The 20,028-nt window shown below is 72.3% G+C and carries 20 protein-coding genes and 1 riboswitch; of the genes, 14 read left to right on the top strand and 6 right to left on the bottom strand.

Going from position 1 to position 20,028, the window contains the following annotated elements; all coding sequences use genetic code 11:
• The first annotated feature begins 177 nt into the window (after positions 1-177).
• The 7 genes from gmk (at position 178) to HNR23_RS12730 (ending at position 5,592) form a co-directional block, all read left to right on the top strand.
• A complete protein-coding gene (gmk, locus tag HNR23_RS12760) occupies positions 178-774 on the top strand; it encodes a guanylate kinase (RefSeq protein WP_184075797.1) in 597 nt (198 codons plus the stop codon).
• Positions 775-865: 91 nt separating this feature from the next.
• The gene (rpoZ, locus tag HNR23_RS12755) at positions 866-1,132 is read left to right on the top strand and encodes a DNA-directed RNA polymerase subunit omega (RefSeq protein WP_184075796.1); all 267 of its coding nucleotides are present in this window, start codon (positions 866-868) and stop codon (positions 1,130-1,132) included.
• 44 nt (positions 1,133-1,176) lie between these two features.
• Positions 1,177-2,394 (top strand): bifunctional phosphopantothenoylcysteine decarboxylase/phosphopantothenate--cysteine ligase CoaBC, encoded by a 1,218-nt coding sequence (gene coaBC / locus HNR23_RS12750; RefSeq protein WP_184075795.1) that lies wholly within the window; start codon positions 1,177-1,179, stop codon positions 2,392-2,394.
• Positions 2,395-2,751: 357 nt separating this feature from the next.
• Complete coding sequence (metK, locus tag HNR23_RS12745) at positions 2,752-3,945, top strand: methionine adenosyltransferase (protein ID WP_184075794.1); 1,194 nt, start codon at positions 2,752-2,754, stop codon at positions 3,943-3,945.
• Positions 3,946-4,116: 171 nt separating this feature from the next.
• On the top strand, positions 4,117-4,968 hold the full coding sequence (locus HNR23_RS12740) for a hypothetical protein (RefSeq protein ID WP_184075793.1): 852 nt from the start codon (positions 4,117-4,119) through the stop codon (positions 4,966-4,968).
• A gap of 78 nt (positions 4,969-5,046) precedes the next feature.
• On the top strand, positions 5,047-5,274 hold the full coding sequence (locus HNR23_RS12735; RefSeq protein WP_184075792.1) for a hypothetical protein: 228 nt from the start codon (positions 5,047-5,049) through the stop codon (positions 5,272-5,274).
• Positions 5,275-5,352: 78 nt separating this feature from the next.
• Positions 5,353-5,592, top strand: a complete 240-nt coding sequence (locus HNR23_RS12730; RefSeq protein ID WP_184075791.1) for a hypothetical protein — start codon at positions 5,353-5,355, stop codon at positions 5,590-5,592.
• A 99-nt stretch (positions 5,593-5,691) separates the two neighbouring features.
• Here HNR23_RS12730 and HNR23_RS12725 read toward each other — a convergent pair whose 3' ends face one another.
• The 5 genes from HNR23_RS12725 to HNR23_RS12705 all read right to left on the bottom strand — a co-directional run bounded on the left by HNR23_RS12725 (position 5,692) and on the right by HNR23_RS12705 (position 10,629).
• Positions 5,692-6,948, bottom strand: coding sequence for a DUF418 domain-containing protein (locus HNR23_RS12725; protein ID WP_184075790.1), 1,257 nt, complete (start codon positions 6,946-6,948; stop codon positions 5,692-5,694).
• Positions 6,949-7,190: 242 nt separating this feature from the next.
• Positions 7,191-7,655 carry a nitroreductase/quinone reductase family protein gene (locus HNR23_RS12720; protein WP_184075789.1) on the bottom strand — a complete coding sequence of 155 codons (465 nt, stop codon included), beginning with the start codon at positions 7,653-7,655 and terminating at the stop codon, positions 7,191-7,193.
• 67 nt (positions 7,656-7,722) lie between these two features.
• Positions 7,723-8,913 (bottom strand): acyl-CoA dehydrogenase family protein, encoded by a 1,191-nt coding sequence (locus HNR23_RS12715; RefSeq protein ID WP_184075788.1) that lies wholly within the window; start codon positions 8,911-8,913, stop codon positions 7,723-7,725.
• Positions 8,910-10,199 carry a CoA transferase gene (locus HNR23_RS12710; RefSeq protein WP_184075787.1) on the bottom strand — a complete coding sequence of 430 codons (1,290 nt, stop codon included), beginning with the start codon at positions 10,197-10,199 and terminating at the stop codon, positions 8,910-8,912. Before HNR23_RS12710 ends, HNR23_RS12715 begins: the two co-directional genes overlap by 4 nt.
• 64 nt (positions 10,200-10,263) lie before the next feature.
• Positions 10,264-10,629, bottom strand: coding sequence for a DUF3870 domain-containing protein (locus HNR23_RS12705; protein WP_184075786.1), 366 nt, complete (start codon positions 10,627-10,629; stop codon positions 10,264-10,266).
• 265 nt (positions 10,630-10,894) lie between these two features.
• Positions 10,895-11,022: riboswitch (SAM riboswitch) on the top strand.
• Between the two features lie 79 nt (positions 11,023-11,101).
• Between HNR23_RS12705 and HNR23_RS12700 the strand changes: the two genes are divergently transcribed.
• The 4 genes from HNR23_RS12700 to HNR23_RS12685 all read left to right on the top strand — a co-directional run bounded on the left by HNR23_RS12700 (position 11,102) and on the right by HNR23_RS12685 (position 14,278).
• On the top strand, positions 11,102-12,481 hold the full coding sequence (locus tag HNR23_RS12700) for an aminotransferase class V-fold PLP-dependent enzyme (RefSeq protein WP_184075785.1): 1,380 nt from the start codon (positions 11,102-11,104) through the stop codon (positions 12,479-12,481).
• Between the two features lie 194 nt (positions 12,482-12,675).
• On the top strand, positions 12,676-13,446 hold the full coding sequence (locus tag HNR23_RS12695; RefSeq protein ID WP_184075784.1) for an SAM-dependent methyltransferase: 771 nt from the start codon (positions 12,676-12,678) through the stop codon (positions 13,444-13,446).
• Positions 13,447-13,592: 146 nt separating this feature from the next.
• Complete coding sequence (locus HNR23_RS12690) at positions 13,593-13,886, top strand: FitA-like ribbon-helix-helix domain-containing protein (protein ID WP_184075783.1); 294 nt, start codon at positions 13,593-13,595, stop codon at positions 13,884-13,886.
• Entirely contained in the window at positions 13,883-14,278 is a 396-nt protein-coding gene (locus tag HNR23_RS12685; RefSeq protein WP_184075782.1) for a PIN domain-containing protein, read from the top strand. The genes HNR23_RS12690 and HNR23_RS12685 overlap by 4 nt, the downstream gene beginning before the upstream one ends.
• A gap of 8 nt (positions 14,279-14,286) precedes the next feature.
• Here HNR23_RS12685 and HNR23_RS12680 read toward each other — a convergent pair whose 3' ends face one another.
• Positions 14,287-16,518, bottom strand: a complete 2,232-nt coding sequence (locus HNR23_RS12680; protein WP_184075781.1) for a primosomal protein N' — start codon at positions 16,516-16,518, stop codon at positions 14,287-14,289.
• Between the two features lie 145 nt (positions 16,519-16,663).
• Here HNR23_RS12680 and fmt point away from each other — a divergent pair, with 145 nt between their 5' ends.
• The 3 genes from fmt to rpe all read left to right on the top strand — a co-directional run bounded on the left by fmt (position 16,664) and on the right by rpe (position 19,957).
• Complete coding sequence (gene fmt, locus HNR23_RS12675) at positions 16,664-17,593, top strand: methionyl-tRNA formyltransferase (protein ID WP_184075780.1); 930 nt, start codon at positions 16,664-16,666, stop codon at positions 17,591-17,593.
• A 130-nt stretch (positions 17,594-17,723) separates the two neighbouring features.
• The gene (locus HNR23_RS12670) at positions 17,724-19,184 is read left to right on the top strand and encodes a transcription antitermination factor NusB (RefSeq protein WP_184075779.1); all 1,461 of its coding nucleotides are present in this window, start codon (positions 17,724-17,726) and stop codon (positions 19,182-19,184) included.
• Positions 19,185-19,288: 104 nt separating this feature from the next.
• Positions 19,289-19,957 (top strand): ribulose-phosphate 3-epimerase, encoded by a 669-nt coding sequence (gene rpe, locus HNR23_RS12665; protein ID WP_184075778.1) that lies wholly within the window; start codon positions 19,289-19,291, stop codon positions 19,955-19,957.
• The last annotated feature ends 71 nt before the right edge of the window (positions 19,958-20,028 follow it).

The following is a 20,028-nucleotide window of genomic DNA, read 5'->3' as shown; positions in this document are numbered from 1 at the left end:
TCGTCAGTCCGCGTGCCGGACCCGCCACCCGGCGTCAGCGGCGCCCGTCCGCCGTCCGATGCCCGATCGGTGGAGCGCCACGCCGCGGACGCACCCGCCAACGTGCACGCGCGCCGCGCGGCGCCCGACCGGCCCGCCGCGCGACCCGCCCCGCGACATCGAGAGTTTGATCTTCACGTGCCTACCGATTCCGCGACCGGCGCCGACACCAGTGGCCCGGAGAGACGACTCACCGTCCTGTCCGGCCCCTCCGGGGTGGGCAAGAGTACGGTGGTGCGGGAGATCCGGGCGCGGAACCCCGAGGTCTGGCTGTCGGTCTCGGTGACCACGCGTGCGCCGCGGCCCGGCGAGACCGACGGGGTGGAGTACTTCTTCGTCGGCGACGCCGAGTTCGACCGGATGATCGCCGAGGGCCGGCTGCTGGAGTGGGCCGAGTTCGCGGGCAACCGCTACGGCACCCCCCGCGGCCCCGTCGAGGAGCGCCTGCGCGCCGGAGTCCCGGTCCTGCTCGAAATCGACCTGCAGGGCGCCCGCCAGGTCCGGGAGAACATGCCCGGTGCGTTCCACGTCTTCCTGGCGCCGCCGTCCTGGGACGAGCTGGTGCGCCGCCTGACCGGGCGGGGTACCGAACCCCCGGAGGTGGTCCAGCGCCGCCTGGACACCGCCCGCGTCGAGCTCGCCGCGGAGAAGGAGTTCGACCGCACACTGGTCAACACGTCCGTCCAGGACGTACGCGATGAGCTGCTAGCGTTGATCCTCGCGCCGCAGGTGTGATAACCGACGCGTCCGCGTCGGCTAGTCTGCATATCCGAACCATCCCGCCGGTCCCGCGCACGGGGCCGCCGACCGTCCAGAGGGGACCCACGTGGCTGGCACCGAGGCCGTCGCCGAAGGCATCACCAACCCGCCCATCGACGAGCTCCTGGAGTGCGTCGACAGCAAGTACAGCCTGGTCACCATGGCGTCCAAGCGCGCCCGGCAGATCAACGCCTACTACGCCCAGCTCGGCGAGGGCCTGCTGGAGTACGTCGGCCCGCTGGTCGAGACGCAGGTCCAGGAGAAGGCCCTGTCCATCGCGCTGCGCGAGGTCAAGTCCGGGCTGCTCACCGCGGAGCCCTACGAGGGAGCCTGAGAGGCGCCCCGCCGGCGCGGGGCCCGCCCGAATAGAGTCCTGTCGTGAAAACCGAACGAGTACCCGAGGTCGTCCTGGGAGTCGGCGCCGGAATCGCCGCCTACAAGGTGTGCGAGCTGCTGCGCCTGTTCACCGAGTCCGGTCACCGCGTGCAGGTCGTCCCGACCGCCGACGCGCTCCGCTTCGTCGGTGAGCCCACCTGGGCCGCACTGTCCGGGCGCCCCGTGGCCACCGGAGTGTGGGACGCGGTGCACGAAGTCCCGCACGTCCGCATCGGTCAGCGCGCCGACCTGGTGTTCGTCGCGCCTACCACCGCCGACCTGCTGGCCAAGGCCGCACACGGGCTGGCCGACGACCTCCTCACCAACACGCTGCTCACCGCGCGCTGTCCGGTCGTGTTCGCCCCGGCCATGCACACCGAGATGTGGGAGCACCCGGCCACCCAGGCCAACGTCGCGACGCTCCGCTCGCGCGGCGCCATCGTGCTCGACCCCGCCGTCGGGCGGCTCACCGGGGCCGACACCGGCCGCGGGCGGCTGCCCGATCCCGCCGACCTGTTCGCCGCCGCGCGCCGGGTACTGGCACGCGGCGACCTCGGCGCCGACCTCGCGGGGCGGCGCGTCCTGGTCACCGCGGGCGGCACGCGGGAGGAGATCGACCCGGTCCGCTTCCTCGGCAACCGCTCCTCAGGGCGCCAGGGGTACGCGCTGGCGGCCACGGCGGTCGCGCGCGGTGCAGAGGTGACCCTGATCTCGGTCAACGTGGCCCTGCCCGACCCGGCCGGCGCCGACGTGCGCCGGGTGGGCTCCGCCGTCGAGCTGGAGGAGGCGGTACGGGCCGAGTACGGCAAGGCCGATGCCGTCGTGATGGCCGCCGCCGTCGCCGACTTCCGTCCGGCCCGGCGCGCCTCCGGCAAGATCAAGAAGCGTGCCGGCGTCGGCCCCGACCCCATCGAGCTGGTGGAGAACCCCGACATCCTCGCCGGGCTCACCCGTGACCGCGCCCACCCGCAGCAGGTCATCGTCGGCTTCGCCGCCGAGACCGACCACGTCCTGGAGCACGGCCGCGCCAAGCTCGCCCGTAAGGGCTGCGACCTGCTCGTCGTCAACCAGGTCGGCGGCGGGAGGGCCTTCGGTACCGAGGACAACCAGGCCGTCGTACTGGGCGCCGACGGGTCGGCGACCGACATCCCCTACGGTCCCAAGGACGACCTCGCCGACCGTGTCTGGGATCTCGTCGCGGACCGCCTGGCCGCGGGTTGATACCCGGCGGTAGTGTTGCGTGGGCAGCAACTTCGTTTCGCCCTGCGGCACGGAAAATCCCAGTACACGCCAGGTATGGCCGTAAGTCTGGATTTTCCGGTGCCCTGTGCGTCACACTGCCGTCAGAGACGTTGGAAGCGGCGTCGCACCGCTGTGCCCCGGATGTCGACGTCCGGGGGGCGGCGGATGCGGATCGCCACATCCGGCCCTCGCAGCACGGGGGTGGAAGCCCCACTACAGTGAAGCCAATAAACCAATCGCTTCGGTCGGTTATCACCGGGGACCCCCACCGCCTCGGCGAGCGCCGTGCCGACCCGACAACTGTCAGCCAGCAGCCGCTGCAAGGAGTCACGTAACGTGTCCCGTCGCCTTTTCACCTCCGAGTCGGTCACCGAAGGCCACCCCGACAAGATGGCCGACCAGATCAGTGACGCGATCCTCGACGCGATGCTCACCGACGACCCCAAGAGCCGGGTCGCGGTCGAGACGCTGATCACCACCGGGCAGGTGCACATCGCCGGTGAGGTCACCACCAAGACCTACGTCGACATCCCCGAGATCGTCCGCAAGAAGATCCTCGACATCGGCTACGACTCCTCCGCGAAGGGCTTCGACGGGGCCTCCTGCGGCGTCAGCGTCTCCATCGACGCCCAGTCGCCGGACATCGCTCAGGGTGTCGACACCGCCTACGAGGCCCGTGTGGAGAACGAGGGCGACGAGCTCGACCGCCAGGGCGCGGGCGACCAGGGCCTGATGTTCGGCTACGCCAACCGCGAGACCCCCGAGCTCATGCCGCTGCCGATCAAGCTCGCGCACGCGCTGTCCCAGCGGCTCTCCGCGGTCCGCCACGACGGCACCGTCCCCTACCTGCGCCCCGACGGCAAGACGCAGGTCACGGTCGAGTACGACGGCCAGACCCCGGTCCGCCTGGACACCGTCGTGGTCTCCAGCCAGCACGCTCCCGACATCGACCTGGGCGAGCTCCTCGCGCCCGATGTCAAAGAGCACGTGATCGCTCCGGTCGTCGCCGACTACGGTCTGGATGCCGACGACTACCGGCTGCTGGTCAACCCGACCGGCCGCTTCGAGATCGGCGGCCCGATGGGCGACGCGGGCCTCACCGGGCGCAAGATCATCGTCGACACCTACGGCGGCTACGCACGCCACGGCGGCGGCGCCTTCTCGGGCAAGGACCCGTCCAAGGTCGACCGCTCCGCCGCCTACGCCACCCGCTGGGTCGCCAAGAACATCGTCGCGGCCGGCCTCGCCGACCGCGCCGAGGTCCAGGTGGCCTACGCGATCGGCAAGGCCCACCCGGTCGGTGTGTTCATCGAGACCTTCGGCACCGAGCAGGTCGCCCCGGACGTCATCGAGAAGGCCGTCCTGGAGGTCTTCGACCTCCGCCCGGCCGCCATCGTCCGCGACCTCGACCTGCTGCGCCCGATCTACTCCAACACCGCGGCCTACGGCCACTTCGGCCGCGAGCTCCCCGAGTTCACCTGGGAGCAGCCCACCCGCGCCGAGGCCCTCAAGTCCGCCGTGGGCGCCTAGGAGCCCCCCGGTCACCCCGGCGAACGCAGCCACGCCCGAGGCCCGTCTCCCCGCTATGGGAGACGGGCCTCGGCCTTTTCGGGCCACCTATAACAGGGGAAGAAAAGCCGAGGTAGACGGATTCCCCGTGATTCTTCGGAATCTACCGGTCACCTTCGGTAGCGTCCCGCCATGCCCTCTTTCGAGCACGAACTACTGGTTCGCCTGTTCCACAACCGCCCCGAGTTGGCTCCTGAGGTGCTGCGCGACGTCCTCGGAGCTCAGCTTCCGGAGTACACGGAAGCGATCCTGGGCTGTCCCGACGTTCCCCAGCTGAGGCCTGTCTGCTACACGGCTGACGGGGTCGTGCAGCTGAGAGACGGTCGGACGAGACTGGCGGTCGCCGTCGAGGTGCAGCTGAACAAGGATGATGACAAGCCCTATACGTGGCCGGTGTACGTCTGTGCCCTGCGCGCCCGGCTAAAGCGCCCTGTCCGCCTCCTGGTGGTGTGCCCAGACGAGAAGACAGCCGAGTGGGCACGTACCCCGCTGGTGATCGAAGGCGACCCTGACGGCATGGTCCTGCGCCCGTGGGTACTCGGGCCGTCGGATATCCCGGTGGTGGAGGACCCGGTACAAGCCCGCTCATCCCCGGAACTGTCGGTGCTGTCGGCAGCGGCGCATGGCGACAACGAGTCGGTCCTCAAAGCCACACAGTACGCACTGGACGCAGTGCCCGAAGACCGAACGCTTATCTACAATGACTTCATCGCGTCCAAGCTCAGCTCGGCGGCGCGGAAGACCTGGGAGGACCTGATGGCGACCGGAACCTACGAGTGGCAGACGGACTTCGCCCGCAAGCACATCGCTGAAGGCAAGGCGGAGGGTAAGGCGGAGGACATCATCACCTTCCTCGAAGCCCGGGGTCTGAAGGTGAACGCCGAACAGCAGAAGCGGATTCGGGATTGCACCGACCTTGAGGTGCTCAGTCGATGGGTGCAGCGGGCGGCGAAGGTCAGTAAGGCCGAGGACCTCTTCGACTGACTCACTGCGGCTGCGGTCTTCCGAGAGTGCCGTATGTGCAGGTTCAGCTCGGCGGCGCGGAAGACCTGGGAGGACCTGATGGCGACCGGAACCTACGAGTGGCAGACGGACTTCGCCCGCAAGCACATCGCTGAAGGCAAGGCGGAGGGTAAGGCGGAGGACATCATCACCTTCCTCGAAGCCCGGGGTCTGAAGGTGAACGCCGAACAGCAGAAGCGGATTCGGGATTGCACCGACCTTGAGGTGCTCAGTCGATGGGTGCGGCGGGCGGCGAAGGTCAGTAAGGCCGAGGACCTCTTCGACTGACTCACTGCGGCTGCGGTCTTCCGAGAGTGCCGTATGTGCAGGTTCAGCTCGGCGGCGCGGAAGACCTGGGAGGACCTGATGGCGACCGGAACCTACGAGTGGCAGACGGACTTCGCCCGCAAGCACATCGCTGAAGGTAAGGCGGAGGGTAAGGCGGAGGGTAAGGCGGAGGACATCATCACCTTCCTCGAAGCCCGGGGTCTGAAGGTGAACGCCGAACAGCAGAAGCGGATTCGGGATTGCACCGACCTTGAGGTGCTCAGTCGATGGGTGCGGCGGGCGGCGAAGGTCAGTAAGGCCGAGGACCTCTTCCATTGATCCGCCGCGGTCGCGATCTTTCGACACGGTTGCCTGAGACGCACCGGCCCGGCTTCCGCAGCGGAAGCCGGGCCCGGCTGGTCTCACTACCGGGCCGGATCAGCGTGAGGCTTCGCTACGCCGGTCGGGGATTTCGGACAGGGTCCACTTCTGCAAGGTCTCGAAGGGGCCGTGGTCGAAGCGGCGGAGCCATAGGGTGGCGCCGGCCATCAGGGTGAGGGAGATCGCCGCCCACAGGCCGATCACCCACCACGGCCCGGTTCCGGAGAGCCGCGCGGCCAAGCCGAGGCCGATGCCGTAGCAGGCCAGCATGGCCATCACGTTCTGCAGGACATAGCCGCTGAGGGCCGCCCGGCCGAGGGCGGACACCCCGGTGACCAGCGGCCCCGTGGTGCGGACGCGGTCCATGATCCAACCGACCAGGCCGAGCAGCCCGATGCCGACGATGGGGGCGGCCACGTAGCGGTCGACCAGGAAGAACTCGGGGCCGATCAGGGCGGTGGCGGCGTGCAGCGGGATACCGGCGCCCAGGCCCCAGGCCATGAGCCGCAGGCGGATGCGCCGCCCGGTCGCGTCGTCGCCGAACGCGCCGGCGCGGAACAGCCGGATGCCCAGCAGGAACAGGAACACCATGAGCGGGAACGCGATGACCGGCTCCGCGCGCAGCACGCCGAAGAAGTTGTCCAGCCGCCAGGCCACCTGTTCCAGGTAGCCGCCTTCGGCGAAGAGGCGGACGGCCTCCGGGTCGGGCCGCGGGGGGTCGGCCGCCGCGGCGTCGGGGCCGTCGAAGGCGCGGGTCACATAGACCAGACCGGCGGTCAGCAGCGACATGAACGCCACGTTCAGCACCGCGCCCGACCACATGGCGATGCTCCGCGCGCGTTCCGAACGGGTCAGCAGCCAGGCCACGACGATGGCCGTGACCGCGTATCCCATCAGTACGTCGTAGGCGAAGACCAGGGTGAAGTGGACCAGGCCCTCGAAGAACAGGAACAGCGCCCGCCACATGTAGGGTCCCGGCCACCGCGCGCCGCGCTTGGCCGCCGAACGGAACTGGATGGCCAGTCCGACACCGAACAGCACCGTCAGCATGGTCAGGAACTTGCCGTTGGCGAACCAGCGGAACACTCCGGTGACCACCGACTCCGCGGACGGATCCGCCAGGGCCTCGTCGATCGTGCCGAATTCGCCGCCCCCGCTGAGCAGGGAGGCCTCGGCCCCTAGCGAGGCGAAGATCCACACGTTGGTGCCGAGCGTGCCGATGATGGCCACGCCACGCAGCACGTCCAGGAGCGGCAGCCGTGCACTGGACCCGGACGGTGGCGACTCAGCGCTTTGTGTCCGGCTCTGTACCATGATCCGACTCTCTCCCCGCGGTCGACCGGTGGGCGCACGGCGGCGCCGATGGCCGTTCCAGGGTGGCGGGGTGGGCCGGCCGCGGTCGTCCTGCACGCAGCCGAGATCGCGTGATGCTTTGGATGTAGGCGGCGGATGCGGTGCCGAGGCAGGGCATCCGCCGTCCGCGGGCGGACGAGGGGCGTCCCCGCGAGCGCGGGGACGCCCCACCGCGCCTTCGCCATGTGCCCTTCCGGGCGGTCTCAGATGCGGACCGTGGTGCTGCGGACGATCTCGAAGACGGGGTGGGTGTGCGCCTCGTCGGCGAACCATTCGAGGGGGGAGTCGGGGGCCGCCTTGAAGTAGGGGCCGACGATGGCGACGCGCGGGTGCTGCAGGTACTCCCGCAGGACCGGGGCCGCGCGCTCGGGGTCGACCTCGACGACGCTGATCAGCTCGATCCAGCCGCCGTGGCGCAGGGTGGCGTACCCGTCCTTGCGGATGTTGAGGACCCAGTCGACTTCCCCGTACGGAGCGACGAGGAACCGGCCCTGCTCGTTCTCCACCAGGCTCACCGGTGTCGTCCGCAGGAAGCCGGACTTGCGGCCGCGTGTGGTGAGCAGCTGCATGTCCGACGGGCTGGCCCCGTACTTGATGAAGCCCCCGATGACGGCGTTGGCGGTGCGCCGCAACTTCGTCATCCGGAAGTGACTCGTGTCGTTCCCCATCGACATCTCCCTAATTCGGCTCCCCACTATTGTGCTGGGTACGCCGAGTGGAGCGAGCCCCCGGCCGTCAGCGAAACGCGGAGAGGCCGGTCACGGCCTGGCCGAGGCTGAGCGCGTGGATCTCCTCGGTGCCCTCGTAGGTCGCGACCGTCTCCAGGTTCAGCAGGTGCCGCAGCACCGGGTATTCCAGCGTGATGCCGTTGGCGCCGTGGATCGAGCGTGCCGTGGCCGCCACCCGCTGGGCCGCCGCCACGCAGGCGAACTTGCCGAAGCTCACGTGGTCGCGGTGGCATTCGCCGCGGTCCTTGAGCCGCCCGATCTGCAGCGCGGTGAGCCCTGCCTGGTTGACGTCGACGAGCATGTCGGCGAGCTTGCGCTGGGTGAGCTGGAAGCCGCCGATGGGCCGGCCGAACTGCTCACGGGTCGTCGCGTACTCCAGTGCGGCCGCGTAGCAGGCGCGCGCCGCTCCGGCGGCCCCCCACACGATCCCGTACCGCGCCTCGTTGAGGCAGGACAGCGGGGACCCGAGCCCTGTCGAGCCGGGGAGCACGGCGTCGCCCGGCAGGCGCACCCCGTCCAGGACCAGCTCCGAGGTGATCGAGGCGCGCAGTGAGAGCTTCTTGTGGACGACGTTGGCGGTGAACCCGGGGGCGTCGGTGGGCACCGCGAAGCCGCGGATTCCGTCGTCGGTCACCGCCCACACGACCGCCACGTCGGCGATCGACCCGTTGGTGATCCACATCTTGGTGCCGTCGAGCACCCAGTCCGCGCCGTCGCGGCGGGCGCGCGTCCGCATCGAGCCCGGGTCGCTGCCGGAATCGGGCTCGGTCAGCCCGAAGCAGCCGATCGCCTCGCCGGCCGCCATGCGCGGCAGCCAGTGCTCCTTCTGCTCCTCGGACCCGAACTTGTGGATCGCGGTCATCGCCAGCGACCCCTGCACCGACACGAAGCTGCGCAGCCCCGAGTCGACCGCCTCCAGTTCACGGCAGGCCAGCCCGTACTCCACGGCGCTCACCCCCGCGCAGCCGTAGCCCTCCAGGTGCATCCCGAACACGCCGAGGTCGCCGAACGCCTTGGCCAGCGAACGCGGGTCGGGGATGGTCCCGGCATCGAACCAGTCGGCCACGTGCGGCCGCAGCTCACGGTCGGCGAAGTCGCGCACGGTGTCGCGGATGTCGCGCTCCTCGCCGGACAGCGATCCGTCCACGGCCAGGAAGTCATGCGGGTCGGGCGGTGCGGCCCTGTGCCGTTCGCTCATCGGGGGACGTCCTTTCCGATCGTTCCGATCCCGGTGCCGGAAGCGGTTGACTGATGCACGGCGCCGCGTTCGAGCAGGGCGCCGATGCGGTCCTCGGGTACCGCCAGCTCGCGCAGCACCTCGACCGAATGCTGGCCGAGCAGCGGCGGAGGCAGGAGCGGGCCGCCGGCTCCGGTGCCCGCCGGGGTCGACTCCAGCCGGAAGCCGGCCCGGATCTGCTCCATCGGTCCGGCCACCGGGTGGTCGACGCCCAGCAGCACGTCGTCCCCGGCCGCCTCGGCGCTGCGGATCGCGTCCAGGACGCCGCGTACCTTGCCGACGGGCACCCCGGCGGCCAGCAGGAGCTTCACCCACTCTTCCGAGGGGCGGGCGCGCAGCGTCGCGCCGATCTCGGCGACCAGCTCCGCGCGGTGCGCCACACGCTGGGGGTTGGTGGCGTAGCGGGGGTCCTCGGCCAGGTCGGCGCGGTCCAGCGCGGCGCACAGCCTGCGGTACAGCGCGTCGTTCCCGGCGGCGATGACGATGTCGGCGTCCGCGGTCGGGAACGCCTGGTAGGGCACGATCGTGGAGTGGGCGTTGCCCAGGCGCGGCGGGTCCTCACCGGTCACCAGCGCCTGCTGGGTGAGGTTGACCAGGCTGGAGAGCGCCGAGTTGACGAGCGAAGCGGTGATGTGCTCGCCGACGCCGGTGGTGCGGGCGCGCAGCAGGGCGCCGAGGATCGCCACCGCCGCGTTCAGCCCGGTGAGCACGTCGGTCATGGCGACCCCGACCTTGCAGGGCGCCCCGCCGGGTTCACCGGTGGCCGCCATCAGGCCGCTCTCCGCCTGCACGATGATGTCGAAGCCGGGACGCCCCTCGGGCGCGTGCTCGGGGCCGAAACCGGTGATGGAGCAGTACACGACGGCGGGGTTGCGGGCGGAGACCGCGGCGTGGTCCAGGCCCAGGCGCTCGATCACGCCGGGGCGGAAGTTCTGGATCACCACGTCGGCGCGGGCGCACAGCTCGCGGACGGCCGTCAACCCCTCCTCGTCCTTCAGGTCGACGGCGAGACTCCGCTTGCCCCGGTTGACCGAGAGATAGTAGGCGGACTCGCCCCCCGCCCACGGCGGGCCCCAGGAGCGGGTGTCGTCCCCGAGCTCGGGGTGTTCGACCTTGACGACCTCGGCGCCGAGGTCGGCCAGGAGCATCGTGGCGTAGGGCCCGGCCAGGACCCGGGACAGGTCGGCCACCCGCACGCCCGCCAGTGGCCGGGCCGGGCGGTCGCTGGCCGGAGTCGGTGTGTCCACTGTCGGCGGCGTCCCTTCCGTGTCGTGTCCGTGTCGAGTGCGTGTCGCGCATCCCACCGAGCCGCTACCGCGCGGCCGCTCGGGACTCGCGGAGCTGGTGGTAGGTCTCCAGGCAGCGGCGCAGGGCCGTGGTCAGGGCGGCCCCGGACTGCCCGGCGTAGCGGGTCTGAACGCGTTCGACGATCTCGGCGATGTCGTCGCGGACCGACAACCCCTCGACCAGCACGCGGAAGAACTCCTTGGCCAGATCGGTGAGGAGAGTGGTGTCGGCGGCGACGATCCGGCCGTCGGCCAGGTGCACGGCGAGCACGACGCCGAGCCGTTCGTACTGGGAGTGGCTCGCCACCGAGTCGGGGAGACGGGCGTAGCCGGAGACGAGGACGACCTCGGGATCGTCGAGGAGGCGCTGCAGCCGATCGCGTTCGTGCACGGTGGAAATCCCTCCGGTGGGCAGGCGGAAACCCCGGTTGTGCTGGAGTCTCTCGCCTGGCAGGACGGCAGGGCGGACCCGACGTCCACAGCGGGAGGGCAGTCGCCCTCAGTATCTCCGATGAGTGTGCCGCGTTGTCAACGCTCGCCGCCGACCGGGTCGGGCATCGGACGCCGGGGGCGGTTGCGGCCGCCGGATCGGCGGATCCGGCAAGAGAGGGAGGGGCCGGTACGGGCGCTGTGCGAGTGCGCTATAGTGCCTGGCAGGTCATGAGCGCCAGCGTCAAGCCCCGGCTTGCTGGCCGGCAACCCTCCTTCCGCGGTGGGGTGCCCCGGGTGAGGACCAGGTCGAGACACGACCGCATTCCGTACACGTGTCAGGCAAGCGCGGACCCCACCGGGTTCGGACCACGGCGGCGCCGTATGCGCCGCCATGCTCCCCGGGGTCCCTGACGGCCCCAGGAGGAGCCACGATGACCGCTGTCACCGCCACCCCGTCCACCCGCCCCGCCGCCTGTGACCCGGCCGCCCGCGCCGCGTCGGCCGTCGGCCCCGCCACCGCCGGACCCGGTGTGGGTGTGGTCGGAGCCGACGTCCGCATCCCCCTGGTCACCGGCGAGCGCGCCACCTACGCCAACTTCGACTACGCCGCCAGCGCCCCCTGCCTCACGGCGGTGCGCGAGGTCCTGGACGCCGCCCTGCCCTACTACGCCAGCGTGCACCGGGGGGCCGGATACCACTCGCAGGTCAGCACCGACGCCTACGAGCAGGCGCGCCGGTCGGTGGCCCGATTCGTCGGGGCGCGCCACAACGACGCCGTGGTGTTCGTCCGCGGCACCACCGACGCCCTGAACCTGCTCGCCCGCTCGGTCCCCCGGGACTGCACGGTCGTCGTCTTCTCCGCCGAGCACCACGCCAGCCTGCTGCCCTGGCAGCACCGGGGGAGCAGGGCGGGCCAGGTCATCCGCCTGCCGCTGCCGCACAGCCCGTCCGCCGCCGTGGCGGCGGCCCGCGAGGCCCTGCGCACCGCCCCCGAAGGGCCGCGCCTGCTGTGCGTGACCGGCGCCTCCAACGTCACCGGCGAGATCTGGCCGATCGAGGAGCTGACCGCCGTCGCGCACACCGCCGGTGCGCGCATCGTCGTCGACGCCGCCCAGCTCGTCCCGCACCGCGCGTTCAGCCTCGCCGCCACAGGTGCCGACTACGTCGCCTTCTCCGGGCACAAGCTCTACGCTCCGTTCGGGGCGGGCGTTCTCGCCGGGCGCACCGACTGGCTGCAGGCCGCCACCCCCTACCTGGCGGGTGGCGGCGCCACCGGCAGCGTCACCGAACACGACGTGCGGTGGAACGACCTGCCCGCGCGGCACGAGGCGGGCAGCCCCAACGTGCTGGGCGCGGTGGCGCTCGCCGCGGCCTGCGACGTCCTCACCGAGGCCGGGCAGGAGCGGCTGCACGCGCGGGAGCAGGCGCTCCTGGGCCGACTGCGGGCGGGGCTCGCGGAGACCGAGGGGGTGCGCGACCTCGCCCTGTGGGACGCCGACCACCCGCGCGTGGGCATCGTGTCCTTCGTGGTCGACGGGCTGCCCGCCGACCTGGTGGCCGCCGCGCTGTCCGCCGAGTACGGGATCGGGGTGCGCGACGGGCTATTCTGCGCCCACCTGCTCACCCGCCACCTGCTGCCCGAAGGGCACGACCAGGCGGTGCGCGCGAGCCTCGGGCTGGGCACCACCGAGGAGCATGTCGACCGGCTGGTCGAAGCCGTCGCCCGGCTGGCCGCGCAGGGCCCGGGCTGGGAGTACCGCGAGGACGACGGCCGTGTCGTACCGGTGCCCGACCCCCGGGCACTGCGGTGAGATGCCTCGGGTCCCCGGCGTCAAGGGCACGACGGGGCCGAGGGTGTGGACGTGCGTCGGGTGAATGAGATAGCTCACACGCGATACCATCGGGCGCTAACGACACGGCGGCGGTGACCCGGGGGCCAAGGACACGATCCGCGCCCCCCGCTCCGCGCGCCCAGGCACCGGCCGAGGGTTCGGAGAACGCGATCGTGACTGACGAGCGGCGGGCACTGCACATCGTCGAGGATCCACCGGCGATCGATGTGCCGCCCCCGCGCGTGATCCGCATCGACGAGCACCGGCTGCGCCGCGGAGCGGACGGGGATGCGCCGTCCGCGGCGGACCAGGGGGCCGCAGCACGCCCCACCGCACCCGGCTCGGCCGAGCCTCCCGAGGTCACCCGCGCCAAGCGGGGCTTCCTCCGGCGCGCGGCCGGGTACCTCGCGGCCGACGCGGGGATCCGCCAGTTCGTCGACATCGGCTCCCGGCTGCCGGCCGACGACGGCATCGGCGGCGCCGTGCACGAGCACGCGCCGGACGCCCGGGTCGTCTACGTCGAAACCGGATCCACGGTGCCGATACGGGGGTGCGGGGCGGCCGGGGACGCGGCCGTCTCCGTGGCCGCGGTCCACCGGCCGGACCCGGCCTCCCTCATCTCACTGCTGGACCTGCGCGGGCTCGTCGACTTCGGCGAGCCCGCCGCGTTCTTCCTGGTGGACACCGCGCCACCGGAGGACGGCGGCGCACCGGCCGCCGGGCTCGTCGACGCCCTCCACGCCGCCATGTGTCCCGGCGGGTTCCTGGCGCTGGCCCTGCCACCCGATTCCGCGGGCGCCGGTGACGGCGGACGCGCCCGGTCCGCCTTCGGTGCGTTCACCCTGCTCGACCCCGGCCTCGCCGACCTCGCCTGGTGGCCCTACCCGGACGAGGACGTCGCGGGGCGCGGCACCGGCATCCCGGCCGGCCTCGGCCGCCGGTAGTGAGGACGCGCGGGCACGCCGGGGCGTCGCCCGTGGGGTCATCCGCCCGCGCTCGAACAGCGGACGGCGGACTTCGGCGTCGGGTGCTAGGAATGAGTCAGGGAAACGACTGGATTTTGACGTCGATGTGACTGCATTATGTAGTCATGAGCGTAGTACTAACAATCCGCGGTGTGCCCGAGGAATCTCGCGACGCTCTGATGCGTGAGGCGCGAGAGCAAGGGAAGTCGTTGCAGGCGTATCTCCTCGCCGTGATCGAGCAACAGGTGAAGTTCATCGGCAACCGTCAGATTCTGGCGGACATCGAGGCCGAACTCGCTGAGGGCGGGGGAGCCGGGCCGGATGCTCCGGACGCTGCTGACCTGATCAGGGCGAGCCGGCCCGACGAGGACATGGGCTTCTCGAACGGGGGATTCCAGGAGAAGGGCGGAGCAGCGTGATCGTCGCTGACGCATCCGTGATCACCAACCTGCTCGTCTACAGCGACCAGCGTGGACGCAAGGCGCGAGCGGCTCTCGGCAGGGACACGCAGTGGTATGCCCCCGAGCATGTGAAGGCGGAGGTCTTCTCTGCCATCCGCGGGTTGACGCTGGGACGGAAAATCGACGAGCAGGTCGCCTCGCACGCCGTGAGTCGTCTGCCCCAGCTTGGAATCACCACCGTTCCACTGGATTCACTTCTTTGGACGATGTGGCAGCTGCGCTCGTCAATCAGCGCATATGACGCGGCCTACGTTGTGCTGGCTGCGACGAAGGGGGCAGAGCTGGTGACAGCGGACGCAAGGTTGGCACGAACAGCGGTCTCCCACTGCAGGGTCGATCTGGCGATCTGAAGGTAGCCTCACACCACGTGCAGGGGGTCCACCCGGATCTGGGCGAGGTGGTCGTCCTTACGGGCGCTGCGGGCGGACGCCGCCGCCTTCAGGGCGGCCGTCAGGGCCGGCGTGTCGGCACGGGGGACGCGCAGGAGGGCGCGTTCGACCTGTCCGGTGCCGGCGCGTTCGGAGTCCGGGCCGGCGGTGACCGGGACCGGGCCGAGGAGTTCGGCGGATTCCGGCAGGTCGAGGCCGTTCAGCAGCTCGTGCACGTGGGATGCCTCGCCCGTCACCGACGCCATCGCCACCGCCGGAGGGAAACCCAGCTCCCGGCGTTCGGCGAGCTCCCGCGACGCGAACCAGGCCGGGTCCCAGCGGATCAGGGCCTGGGTGACCGGGAGTTCGGCTCCGGCCAGCACGATCACCCGGCCGCCGTCGCCCGCGGGGCGTACCAGCGCGGCCGCGTTCAGCCAGCGCCGCAGGGCCTCCTCGCCCGCCCGCAGGTCGGCCCGGCCGAGCAGGGCCCACCCGTCCAGCAGCAGGGCGGCGGCGTAGCCTCCCGCGGCCACCGGTTCGGCGCCCGGGGTGGCCACGACCAGAGCGGGGCGGTCGTCGACCTCCGCCAGCACCTCGTCGCGGCCCGAGGTGCGGACGGTCAGCGCGGGGAACGCCCGGCCCAGCTCCTCGGCCGTGCGCCGTGCCCCCACGACATTGGCGCGCACCCGGTCGTGGCGGCACATCCCGCAGTGCCACTCGCCGGACAGGCGGCCGCACCAGCGGCAGTACGGCATCGCGTGGGCGCTGCGCAGCGCGAGCGGTCCCTGGCAGGAGGCACAGCGCGCGGGCGCCCGGCATGACGCGCAGGCCAGGGAGACGAGGTAGCCGCGCCGCGGCACCTGGACGAGCACCGGGCCGGTCTGCGCCGCCTCCCGGGCGATCCGCAGGGCCAGACTGGGCAGCCGCGCCGCGCGCGCCGCCTCGTCGCGCACCAGCTCGGCATCGTCCCCCGCGGCGTGCACACGCGGGGCACGGCCGCGCACGGTCGCCCGGTCGGCGGCCAGGGGGTGCGCCCACCCCGACTCGACCAGCTGGGTGGCCTCGGTGGTGCGGGTGAACCCGCCGATGAGCGCGGCCGCTCCGGCCCGGTGCGCGCGCATCGACAGCACGGTGCGGGCGTGGGGGTAGGGGGCATGCGGGTCGCAGTGGACGTCGTCGCCGTCGTCCCACAGCACCACCAGCCCCAGGTCGCGGACGGGCGCGAACATCGCGGCGCGCGTGCCCACCACGGCCCGGACCTCGCCGCGCAGCACCGACAGCCATCGGCGGTACCGCTCGGCGGGGCCGAGGCCGGCGGTGAGCGCGGTGTGGCGGTCCGGCCCCAGGCGGGCGGTGAGCGCGGTGTCCACCGTGGCGACGTCGCGGCCGTCCGGCACGACGACCACGACGCCGCGCCCGGCAGCCAGGGCGGTGGCGGTGGCCACCGCCACCGCGTCGGCCCAGTCCGATCCGGGGAGCGCGGTCCACACCGCCCGCGGTGCGCCCCCGGCGTGGAGCGCCGCGAGGAACGACGGGCCGGTGGGGTAGTCGCTCCAGGGGCCGGGGTCCGGGGCGGGCGAGGCGTCCGCCGCACCGGCGGGAGCTGTCGCCGGGGTGGCTTCCGGCGCGTCGGCGGGCGCATCCTCACCGGGCGCCGCCGCTGCCTCCGCGTCCGGCGCGGCCGTCTCCGCGGTGCCCGCGGCCGCCGCATCGTCCTCGGGGGTGCCCTCGGCGGGCGGGCCGGGCTCCTCCGGCCGCTTCTCCTTCTCGACGCGCGCGTGGCGGGGCGGGATGGCCAGGCGCAGCACGTCGTTGAGCGTGCCCGCGTAGCGGTCGGCCACCGCGCGGGCCAGCTCCGCGATCTCCGGTGTGAGGACCACCTCGCTGGAGACGACGTCATGCAGGTAGGCGAGCCGGCCCTGGAAGTCCGACTCCGCCACCCGCTCCATCAGGAAGCCGGCGAGGAGCTGCCCGTTGAAGTACACCCGAACCCTGCACCCCGGCACGGCCGACTCCGCCATGGTGTCGGGCACCCGGTAGTCGAAGAGTCGGTCGAGGTGCGGCAGCGGGGTGTCCACGAGGACACGGGCGACCGGCAGGTCGGCTGCGGGCCTGCGCTTCTTCGGCGGTTTCGCCTTCGTGGTCCTCTTCGCCCCGGCCGCGTCCCCGACACGCGGCAGCTCGAAGAGAACCCCCTCGTCGGGGTCGGGCTGCGGAGTCATCACCGTCAGGTGTACCAGAGGGCACCCACGACTCCTGCGCCGTCGGCCGCGCCTGTGGATCGTGCGGGCCGCGTTCCGGGCGGAACGGCTGATAGAACAAGGATCCGAGCGTCATGCCGGACAGTGGTGAAGGAACGAGATATCGATGAAGCTGGTCTTCGCTGGAACCCCCGAGGTCGCGGTGCCCTCGCTGAAGCTGCTCCTGGAGTCGGAGCACGAGGTGGCGGCCGTGGTGACCCGGCCCGACGCCGTCTCCGGGCGGGGCCGCAAGGTGAGCGCGAGTCCGATCGCCGAGGTCGCGGCCGAGGCCGGGCTGGAGGTGCTCAAGCCTGCCAAGGCGCGTGACCCGGAGTTCCTGGACCGCCTGCGCGCGATCGCCCCCGACTGCTGCCCGGTCGTCGCCTACGGCGCACTCCTGGGACAGGAGGCGCTGGACATCCCCAGGCACGGCTGGGTCAACCTGCACTTCTCCCTGCTACCGGCCTGGCGCGGGGCCGCGCCCGTCCAGCACGCGATCCTGCACGGGGACGACGTCACCGGCGCCGCCACCTTCGAGATCGTGCGCGACCTGGACTCCGGTCCGGTCTACGGGATGCTGACCGAGCCCATCGGCGCCCGCGACACCAGCGGCGAACTGCTCACCCGCCTCTCCCACTCCGGCGCCGACCTGCTGCTGCGTACCCTCGACGGCATCGAGTCCGGCGAGCTCGCGGCCCGCCCGCAGAGCGGCGACGGGGTGTCCTATGCCCCCAAGCTCACCCCCGCCGACGCCGAGGCCGACTTCGGAGCCCCGGCCATGCGCGTCGACCGGCTCATCCGCGCCTGCACACCGGCGCCGGGCGCCTGGTCGACGTTCCGCGGCACGCGGATCAAGCTCGGCCCCGTGGCGCCCGTCCCCGACGCCGAGCCGCTGCCCCCGGGCCGCCTCGCCGTGGAGAAGAAGAGGGTGCTCGTCGGCACCGCCACCCACCCCGTCGAACTCGGTGAGGTGCAGCCGCAGGGCAAGCGGCCGATGGCCGCCGTCGACTGGGCGCGCGGCGTGCGCCCGGCCGACGACGACCACCTCGGCGGCTGAGCTGCCGTATCCTCGACACGAGTGGCCCGATCGGTGTCCGGAGGCGGACGCGCCGAGGCGGGCCATCCGACGTTCTCCGGCATCCGGCGTTTTCGCGGCGCTGTTCTCCAGGCATGAGGTTGATTCCGACGTGACCGACCGCTCCCGTTCCCCCTACCGCCCGTCCCGCCGTCCCAAGGGCGGCGGTGCCCAGGGCGGCAAGGGGAAGAAGAACCCGGCGGCACCGCCCACCCCCCGGGACCCGGCGCGCAGGACCGCCTATGACGTCCTGCGCGCCGTCGAGGAGCGCGACGCCTACGCGAACCTCCTCCTGCCCGCACTTCTCCGTGAGCGCAACATCACCGGGCGGGACGCGGCGCTGGCCACCGAACTCACCTACGGCACGCTGCGCCGCCAGGGAACCTACGACGCGATCCTCGACGCCTGCATCGACCGGTCGCTGACGTCCGTCGACACGGAGGTGCTGCCGGTGCTGCGCCTCGGTGCCCACCAGCAGCTGTCCACCAACATCCCGCCGCACGCGGCCGTCAACTCCACCGTCGACATCGCCCGGCGGGTCGTAGGCCACCACCGCGCCCGCTTCGTCAACGCCGTGCTCCGCAAGGTCGGCGCCCGCGACCTGGAAGCCTGGCTCGCCGTCGTCGCCCCCGACCGCGACACCGACCCGACGGGCCACCTCGCCGTGGTCCACAGCCACCCGCGCTGGATGGTGTCCGCCCTGGCCGCCGCACTCGGCGACGACCCCGAAGGCCGCCTCGACGAGACCGAACCTCTGCTCGCCGCGCACAATGAGCGCCCCCGCGTGACACTCGTCGCCAAACCGGGCCGTGCCAGCGTCGCCGACCTCGTCGAAGGCGGCGCCACCGCGGCCCGCTACTCGCCCTTCGCCGCCTACCTGCCCGAAGGCGACCCCGCCCTGCTGCGCGAGGTGCGCCAGCGCCGCGCCGCCGTGCAGGACGAGGCCAGCCAGCTGGTCGCGCTCGCGCTCACCCGCGTCTCGGTGGCCGGTGCGGACACCCGATGGCTCGACATGTGCGCCGGCCCCGGCGGCAAGGCCGGACTGCTGGCCGGGCTGGCCGGGCAGCGCGACGCCCGGCTGCTCGCCGCCGAGGTGCAGCCGGCCCGGGCCGGGCTGGTCGCCCAGGCCGTGCACCGCTCGGTGCGCGACGCCGGACGCGTCGTCGTGGCCGACTCGACCCGGCCCGCCTGGCGCGACGGTGCCTTCGACCGGGTGCTCGTCGACGTCCCCTGCACCGGCATGGGCGCGCTGCGCCGACGCCCCGAATCGCGCTGGCGGCGCACCCCCGAGACCGCCGGCGAGCTGGCGCCCCTCCAGCGCGACCTGCTCGCGCGCGCCCTGGACGCGGCGCGCCCCGGCGGCGTCGTCGCCTATGTGACCTGCTCCCCGCACCTCCCGGAAACCCGGGGCGTGGTCGAGGACGTGCTCGCCGGCCGCTCGGACGCGGCAGTACTGCGCGCGGCCGACTTCCTCGACGACATCCCCGACGTGGCGACCGGCGACTACGTGCAGTTCTGGCCGCACCGCCACGGCACCGACGCGATGTTCCTGGCGCTCCTGCGCAAGAGCTGAGGACGCCGCCCCCGTCCCGACCGCGCCTGCGCGACCACCCGGCCGCGCCTGCGCGACCACCCGGCCGCGCAGGTCGCGGCGGCCCGCTGGCTAGACTCGGAGCCGTGGCAATCCAGATCTCTCCTAGCATCCTCTCCGCCGACTTCGCCCACCTCGCAGATGAGGCCGCGGCGGTCGCGAACTCGGCCGACTGGCTCCATGTCGACGTCATGGACAACCATTTCGTCCCCAACCTGACCCTCGGCCTGCCGATCGTCGAATCGCTCCGCAAGGCCGCATCGCTGCCCCTGGACTGCCATCTGATGATCGAGGACCCCGACCGCTGGGCCCCGGCCTACGCCGAGGCCGGCGCCGGGAGCGTCACCATCCACGCCGAGGCCGCCGGCGCGCCGGTCCGCACTCTGCGCGAGATCCGCCGCCAGGGCGCCCGCGCCGGACTCGCCCTCAACCCGGCCACACCGCTGGAGTCCTACGCCGACCTCCTCCCGGAGGTGGACATGATGCTCCTGATGACGGTCGAGCCCGGGTTCGGCGGGCAGAAGTTCATCGACATCGTGCTGCCCAAGATCGAGCGCGCCCGCAAGCTCATCGACAGCACCGGCGCCCAGGTGTGGCTCCAGGTCGACGGCGGTGTCAGCACCGAGACGATCGAGCGCGCCGCCGCCGCGGGCGCCGACGTCTTCGTCGCCGGCTCGGCGGTCTACGGCGCCGACGACCCGGCCGCGGCCGTCGACGCCCTGCGCGCCCAGGCGGTCGAGGCGTCGTCCCGCTGACCTTTCGCCGACGACGTCACCCCCTCCTCCGTCGATCTCGGAGCTAGTGGGGTATCGGCGCCGATTTTCAC

The organism is Nocardiopsis mwathae, from assembly GCF_014201195.1.
Classification (GTDB): domain Bacteria; phylum Actinomycetota; class Actinomycetes; order Streptosporangiales; family Streptosporangiaceae; genus Nocardiopsis_C; species Nocardiopsis_C mwathae.
The sequence above is the reverse complement of the archived record's forward strand: the minus strand, read 5'-3'. Positions and strand labels throughout refer to the sequence as shown.

Excerpts from the sequence above, each read along its gene's own strand:
- HNR23_RS12715 (WP_184075788.1), bottom strand. The coding sequence starts at position 8,913 with ATGAGCGAACGGCACAGGGCCGCACCGCCCGACCCGCATGACTTCCTG.
- HNR23_RS12680 (WP_184075781.1), bottom strand. The coding sequence starts at position 16,518 with ATGACTCCGCAGCCCGACCCCGACGAGGGGGTTCTCTTCGAGCTGCCG.
- HNR23_RS12730 (WP_184075791.1), top strand. The coding sequence starts at position 5,353 with ATGGCGACCGGAACCTACGAGTGGCAGACGGACTTCGCCCGCAAGCAC.
- HNR23_RS12700 (WP_184075785.1), top strand. The coding sequence starts at position 11,102 with ATGACCGCTGTCACCGCCACCCCGTCCACCCGCCCCGCCGCCTGTGAC.
- HNR23_RS12735 (WP_184075792.1), top strand. The coding sequence starts at position 5,047 with ATGGCGACCGGAACCTACGAGTGGCAGACGGACTTCGCCCGCAAGCAC.
- HNR23_RS12720 (WP_184075789.1), bottom strand. The coding sequence starts at position 7,655 with ATGGGGAACGACACGAGTCACTTCCGGATGACGAAGTTGCGGCGCACC.
- HNR23_RS12725 (WP_184075790.1), bottom strand. The coding sequence starts at position 6,948 with ATGGTACAGAGCCGGACACAAAGCGCTGAGTCGCCACCGTCCGGGTCC.
- fmt (WP_184075780.1), top strand. The coding sequence starts at position 16,664 with ATGAAGCTGGTCTTCGCTGGAACCCCCGAGGTCGCGGTGCCCTCGCTG.
- HNR23_RS12690 (WP_184075783.1), top strand. The coding sequence starts at position 13,593 with ATGAGCGTAGTACTAACAATCCGCGGTGTGCCCGAGGAATCTCGCGAC.
- HNR23_RS12740 (WP_184075793.1), top strand. The coding sequence starts at position 4,117 with ATGCCCTCTTTCGAGCACGAACTACTGGTTCGCCTGTTCCACAACCGC.